This is a genomic window from Bacteroides caecigallinarum (genome assembly GCF_021531075.1).
Classification (GTDB): Bacteria; Bacteroidota; Bacteroidia; order Bacteroidales; family Bacteroidaceae; genus Phocaeicola; species Phocaeicola caecigallinarum_B.
Genome location: NZ_JADYTJ010000087.1, coordinates 1 through 6063, shown reverse-complemented (window position 1 = coordinate 6063; position 6063 = coordinate 1). Strand labels below are relative to the sequence as shown.

Here is a 6063-nt window from a genome sequence, read left to right as displayed (position 1 = left end):
CAGTAACGGAAGGCAATACCATTGCTGCCTGTGTACACGGTACGCAGACCGTATCCGACGGACAGGCCTTGCGCCTGCGGCTTACCGAGCCCATGTCCGTTGCCGGACGTTTCATACCGAAAGGGACCGTACTGGTAGGTGGTACACGCATACAGGGTGAACGGCTGGAAATCATGGTCAATGCCGTGGAATACAAGGGAACTATCCTGCCTGTGGAGCTGGAAGTCTATGATCTGGACGGACAGCAGGGAATCCTGGTGCCGGGTTCACTGGAATATGACGCTGCCAGGGAGATTGCCGCCAACATGGGAACCTCGATGAACAGCAGCATCAACATTTCCACCGATGCTGGGGCGCAGATTGCCTCCGATCTGGGAAAAGGTGTGATACAGGGCGTTTCCCAGTACATATCCAAACGGATGCGTACGGTAAAGATTACTTTGAAGGCCGGACACCGGGTACTGCTCCATTCACCGGAGAAATGAAATACAGGAAACTATGAAAGAAAAAACAACCATTAAACAAAAGCACATGAAGAAGATTCTGATGATGTTTGCCCTTTTACTGGGCGTATCGGCTGCCTGGGCGCAGCAGAGTAGCGGTGATTATTATGAGGGGCTGACCCGCAAGATCGGTTTCAGCCAGATGATTCCGCCGCACGGACTGGAAATAACGTATGACAAGACCGTCCATGTCATTTTCCCTGCTCCGGTCAAGTATGTGGATCTCGGTTCTACAAACCTGATAGCCGGCAAGGCCGACGGTGCCGAGAATGTAATCCGAGTAAAGGCCACGACACGCAATTTCAGGGAGGAAACCAATATGTCTGTAATAACCGAAGACGGGAACTTCTATACATTCAACGTGAAGTATGCCGATGAGCCGCTGCTGCTGAATGTGGAGATGTGTGATTTCATCCATGACGGAGAATCGGTGAACCGTCCCAACAATGCCATGGAAATCTATCTGACCGAGCTGGATAACGAGTCACCCCGTCTGGTACGTCTTATCATGAAATCCGTGTATGAGAATGACAAGCGCCGTATCCGTCATATCGGCTGCAAGCGTTTCGGTATCCAGTATCTGCTCAAAGGGCTGTACACCCATAATGACCTGCTTTATTTCCATACCCAGGTAAAGAACTCCTCGAATGTGCCCTTTGACGTGGATTTCATTACGTTCAAGGTGGTGGACAAAAAGGTGATGAAGCGTACGGCCATGCAGGAGCAGGTGATTTATCCGCTGCGTGCCTATAATTATGTGACACGTGTAAACGGCAGGGATTCGGAATGCACGGTATTTGCCCTTCCCAAGTTTACGATACCGGACGACAAGAAACTGGTTGTGGAGATGTATGAGAAACAGGGCGGCCGTCACCAGAGTTTTGAGGTGGTCAACGAAGACCTGGTGCGTGCGGAAACCATCAACGAACTGAAGGTACGATGAGAACAAAAGTATTGTATATGCTGGCATTGCTGCTTGTCCTTTCCGTAGGGCAGGCAGACGCCCAGCGGATTCTGCCAAGGATGCAGGGTGTGGAAATGCGTGGAGGTATGGCTTCCGATAACGGATACTATATGGGAATGACACTTTCAAGTTATGCCAAAGGCGGGAACAAATGGGTATATGGAGCGGAATACCTGCATATGAAACACGGTTACCGTCATGTGACCATCCCTTCGGCGCAGTTTACGGCAGAAGGCGGATATTACCTGAATTTCCTTTCCGATGCGGGAAAAGTGTTCTTCCTCAATCTTGGAGGATCGGCACTGGCCGGATATGAGACGGTAAACTGGTCCGATAAAAAACTCTATGACGGGGCCACTCTGAAAAACGGCGATGCCTTTGTGTACGGCTGTGCCCTGACGCTGGAGATGGAACTGTACCTTGCCGACCGTGTGGCATTGACGGCTTCCTTGCGTGAGCGTTTCCTGTGGGGCGGAAGTCTCGGACATTGCCATACCCAGTATGGAATCGGCATTCGTTTTATGATAAATTAGCGGGTTATGGAACTGGAACAGATTAGACGGATTTCTCTTGTCGGTTTTCTTGAAGATCTGGGGCATATGCCTGTATCCCGTAAAGGAAATGATGTCTGGTTCAGATCCCCTTTCAGAAATGAGAGAACCGCATCCTTCAAGGTGGATACGCAGCGGAATGTCTGGTTTGATTTTGGTCTCGGAAAGGGAGGTGACATCTTCCATCTTGCCGGAGAACTGACCGGAAGTGCCGATTTTATGGAGCAACTGGAGTTCCTTTCTGGGAAATCCGGCATCCTTCCCTTACGACCTTTACAGGAACGTAAGAAGATACCCCGCGTTTCCGGATTCGAGGACGTGAAAGTGGCGGAACTGAGTCATAAGGCATTGAAAGCTTATTTGAAAGAGAGAGGCATTGATCCGGCCATAGCCGGGAGATTCTGCAAGGAAGTGGCATATGGAATACGGGGCAAACGGTATTTTGCCATAGGCTTCATGAACCGGAGCGGCGGTTATGAACTGCGTAACCCGATGTTCAAGGGATGCATCTCTCCCAAGGACATTTCCTGTGTGTCCCTGTCTGGAAAGAAAAATGATACGTGCTGTGTGTTTGAAGGATTTGTGGATTTCCTTTCGGCATTGGTATTGCGGACTGTGACGGACGAGGACTGCCTGGTGCTGAACTCTGTATCCAATCTGGAACGGTCGTATGCCGTTCTGGAGGGTTACGGCAAAATCCGGTGCTTTCTTGACCGTGACCGGGCCGGGATTACCGCACTGGAGAGTTTGAACATACATTTCGGGAATAAGGTTATGGATTGTTCCGGTCTGTATGATGGATTTAAGGACTTGAATGAATATCTGACAAAAACAAGGGAAAACAAATGAAGACAGAAAAGAATATGAGAAAAGGATTTGGGCTGGCAGGCAAGATTGCCATGTTCTGCATAGGTCTGGTCAGTTTTGTACTGACCTCGTGCGAATCCGAGCTGGAAATCCAGCAGAGTTATCCGTTTACCGTGGAAACAATGCCGGTTCCAAAGGAACTGAACAGGAATGAGACGGCGGAAATACGATGTGAACTCAAAAGTGAGGGCGATTTTGACGGTACAGTCTATGCGATCCGTTATTTCCAGTATGACGGGGAGGGTTCCCTGAAACTGGACAACGGTCTTGAATTCAAGCCGAATGACCGTTATCTGCTGGAGGACCGGAAGTTCAGGCTGTATTATACTTCACTATGTGACGAGGCGCAGAACTTCATTGTCGTTGTCGAAGACAACTGGGGAAACATGACGGAAATGGAATTTGATTTCAACAATGCGGGCGATGAAGAGACAGATGCTACGGAAGATTCAGTGTCAGTTCAGGAAGGAGGTGTCCTATAATAACCGTAAGGTCTCTAAGGTCAGTACTGCCATTGGTGGTACTGGCCATGACGGTAACTTCCCTGCGTGCACAGGAGAATGTGGAAGACTCACGTTGGGAAACGGCTGTCAGGTGTATCAAGAAATACGAAGGATGGCATGGTCCGGAACATTATCCGTATGTTGCATACGGTCACCGTATCAGAAAAGGGGAAAAGTTTCCCGTCAGTCTGACAGAAAGTGAGGGAGACAGTATTCTGAGAAAAGACCTGAAGGAAATGTGTGCGTTGTTCCGTCATCTGGGAAAGGATTCGCTTTTGGTTGCATGTCTGGCATACCAGGTGGGACCATATAGGTTGCTCGGTTATGGCAGGATGCCCAAAAGCACGTTGATAAGGAAACTGGAAGCCGGTAACCGGGACATTTATGCGGACTTCATACGATATTGTTACTATAAGGGAAAGAAAATTCCGTCAATTGAAAGGAGAAGAAAAGAAGAATACAGATTACTGTTTATGCCATAGAAAACAAGACAGCCGTGAATTTATCATGATTCACGGCTGTCTTGTTATAATATCCTGTCTAAAAAAAGTGACAGGGGATAAATGAACCGGTTATACTGTTTCAGAGCATCCATATCCAGCTTCATGTTTTTGTAAGGATTTGAATCGTCTGTATAGAAATAGATGTCTGTTGTCTGGTTACCATTTTTTATAATTTTCCCGTTCAATGGTATCGCGTCCACATCCTCGAACTTTTCAAGGGGAAGGCCTTCAATAGAACCGGTTTCCTGTTTGCCGAGACTATTTGTATAGTGATTGAACAGTACAAATCCTTTTCGGGCATAATCAATGTGAATGCCGTATGGACGGTTGCGGTAAAAGTTTTCTCTGGCTTTTTCCTGATAATTTTCTATCATGATAGTATATTGTCTTGCATTGTTGTTTACCTTTGATATCTTTGTCTGTAAAGTTATTAAAAATTGATATAGTTGACTAATTTGATTGAACAATGTTTGTTTTAATAATATTGGAATATTTTTTATTTCCTAAAAATACAAACTATTGCTTTTACATGCATTGTTGTTTTATTAATCTTTTTATTTTTGTATCAGTTAATTAAATCTTTAATTTTAATTTGTTATGACTAATAATCAGATATTACTAAATGAAATTATAAATCAGGAATTCAAAGAATCAAATGGATTCAATAATGAGAGTGCATTTTTTGAATATTTTTCAGCCTGTCAGGTATTGAAGGATTATGAACTAAGTTCAGAAGAAATCGAAAATGGTATAATCGGAGGAGGAAATGATGGCGGATGCGATGCTGCTTATCTTTTCTTAAATAATGAGATTATTACACCAGATCAACTTGGTACTCTAACTTGTACAAAAGGCTCATCTTTAGAATTTATTATAATACAATCCAAAAAGACAGACAAATTTAAAGAGGATGCTATAATGAAGTGGAAGACTGTATCACAAAATCTTATGGATATGTCAAAAGATATTGCTAATTATGAAAAGAGATATTGTGAAGGTGTACGTGATATGTTCATGTTGTTTAGAGACACTATAACAAAACTTATAACTAAGCAACCAAAGATATACATTAAGTTCTATTACGTCACTTTAGGTACAGAAGTCCATCCTAATGTCAAAGAACAAAGTGAAGAGTTAAAGCAGGTTATAAATAATTTATATCCTAATGCTATGGTTTCACTTAGTTTTGTAGATTCAGATATGCTCATGAATTTATATAGCAGTGAACCAGATATGAGCATATTGGTTGATTTAGCAGACCAAGCAATAACATTAGGTAACACAAATGAATATGTTACTTTAATTAATATTGCTGAATTCTATAAATTTATTACGGATTCTTCGAAACAACTTAGAAAGGGCATTTTTGAATCAAATGTTCGAGATTATCAAGGAAATAATAGTGTTAACTCATGTATTGCAGATACTCTGAGGAATAAAAATAAAGAGGATTTTTGGTGGTTTAATAACGGAATAACAATTCTATCAGATAAGATCACACTAATAACAAGTAAAAAATTATCTGTAGATAATCCGGAAATAGTTAATGGTCGCCAAACATCTAATGAAATATATAATTATTTTTCAGAGAATAGTGAGAGATTGAAAGATGAAAATAGAAATGTATTAGTAAGATTTATTGTTCCAACTTCTGAAGAAGTGCGTGATGATATCATCTTTGCAACAAATAATCAAACAAATATACCAAAGTCTTCTTTAAGAGTAACAGATCCTATACATTTGCAAATAGAAATGTATTGCAAATCAAGAGGTTTGTATTATGATAGAAGAAAGAATTACTATAAGAATCAAAAGAAAAATGTTTCAGATATAATAAGCGTTTCTTTTTTAGCTCAATGTCTTATAAGTATTTTACTGAGAAAACCTGATTTTGCACGTGCCCGTCCTTCAACATTATTAGCAGATGAAGAAACATATAATAAACTATATAATAACATAAAAGATTTATCTGTGTTTTATAAGGTTGGTAAAATTGGTAAAGTTATTCAGAATAATATTCGTAAAACTTCAGATTGGACTACTGCAGAAAAGAGTGATGTCCTTTTCTATTTAATATATGGAGTTATGGTACAAAAATTAAAGAAAACAAAAATATCTGATAAGGACATTATGGACCTTGAAATAGATGATATAACCGATAAAGATATAAAT

8 protein-coding genes are annotated in these 6063 nt (G+C 41.9%); 7 read left to right on the top strand and 1 reads right to left on the bottom strand.

Annotated features, from left to right (window positions below):
- The 6 genes from traM to I6E11_RS14025 form a co-directional block, all read left to right on the top strand.
- Nucleotides 1-485 (top strand): conjugative transposon protein TraM (traM, locus tag I6E11_RS14050; RefSeq protein WP_235338759.1); only part of this gene is annotated, 485 nt, incomplete at its 5' end.
- Between the two features lie 46 nt (nucleotides 486-531).
- Nucleotides 532-1446 (top strand): conjugative transposon protein TraN, encoded by a 915-nt coding sequence (gene traN, locus I6E11_RS14045; protein ID WP_005776862.1) that lies wholly within the window; start codon nucleotides 532-534, stop codon nucleotides 1444-1446.
- Complete coding sequence (locus I6E11_RS14040) at nucleotides 1443-2000, top strand: conjugal transfer protein TraO (protein WP_117866308.1); 558 nt, start codon at nucleotides 1443-1445, stop codon at nucleotides 1998-2000. Before traN ends, I6E11_RS14040 begins: the two co-directional genes overlap by 4 nt.
- A gap of 6 nt (nucleotides 2001-2006) precedes the next feature.
- Complete coding sequence (locus I6E11_RS14035) at nucleotides 2007-2867, top strand: DUF8464 domain-containing protein (RefSeq protein WP_204482783.1); 861 nt, start codon at nucleotides 2007-2009, stop codon at nucleotides 2865-2867.
- On the top strand, nucleotides 2864-3367 hold the full coding sequence (locus I6E11_RS14030) for a DUF3872 domain-containing protein (protein ID WP_204482785.1): 504 nt from the start codon (nucleotides 2864-2866) through the stop codon (nucleotides 3365-3367). Before I6E11_RS14035 ends, I6E11_RS14030 begins: the two co-directional genes overlap by 4 nt.
- Nucleotides 3368-3414: 47 nt before the next feature.
- Nucleotides 3415-3870 (top strand): glycoside hydrolase family protein, encoded by a 456-nt coding sequence (locus I6E11_RS14025; RefSeq protein WP_204482787.1) that lies wholly within the window; start codon nucleotides 3415-3417, stop codon nucleotides 3868-3870.
- A gap of 44 nt (nucleotides 3871-3914) precedes the next feature.
- Here I6E11_RS14025 and I6E11_RS14020 read toward each other — a convergent pair whose 3' ends face one another.
- Nucleotides 3915-4262, bottom strand: coding sequence for a hypothetical protein (locus tag I6E11_RS14020; RefSeq protein ID WP_007560866.1), 348 nt, complete (start codon nucleotides 4260-4262; stop codon nucleotides 3915-3917).
- A 226-nt stretch (nucleotides 4263-4488) separates the two neighbouring features.
- Between I6E11_RS14020 and I6E11_RS14015 the strand changes: the two genes are divergently transcribed.
- Nucleotides 4489-6063, top strand: a 1575-nt coding sequence (locus I6E11_RS14015; RefSeq protein WP_235338757.1) for an AIPR family protein, incomplete at its 3' end; no start/stop codon positions are given.

Coding starts and splice junctions, on each gene's coding strand:
- traN (WP_005776862.1), top strand. CDS start 532: ATGAAGAAGATTCTGATGATGTTTGCCCTTTTACTGGGCGTATCGGCT.
- I6E11_RS14040 (WP_117866308.1), top strand. CDS start 1,443: ATGAGAACAAAAGTATTGTATATGCTGGCATTGCTGCTTGTCCTTTCC.
- I6E11_RS14035 (WP_204482783.1), top strand. CDS start 2,007: ATGGAACTGGAACAGATTAGACGGATTTCTCTTGTCGGTTTTCTTGAA.
- I6E11_RS14030 (WP_204482785.1), top strand. CDS start 2,864: ATGAAGACAGAAAAGAATATGAGAAAAGGATTTGGGCTGGCAGGCAAG.
- I6E11_RS14025 (WP_204482787.1), top strand. CDS start 3,415: ATGACGGTAACTTCCCTGCGTGCACAGGAGAATGTGGAAGACTCACGT.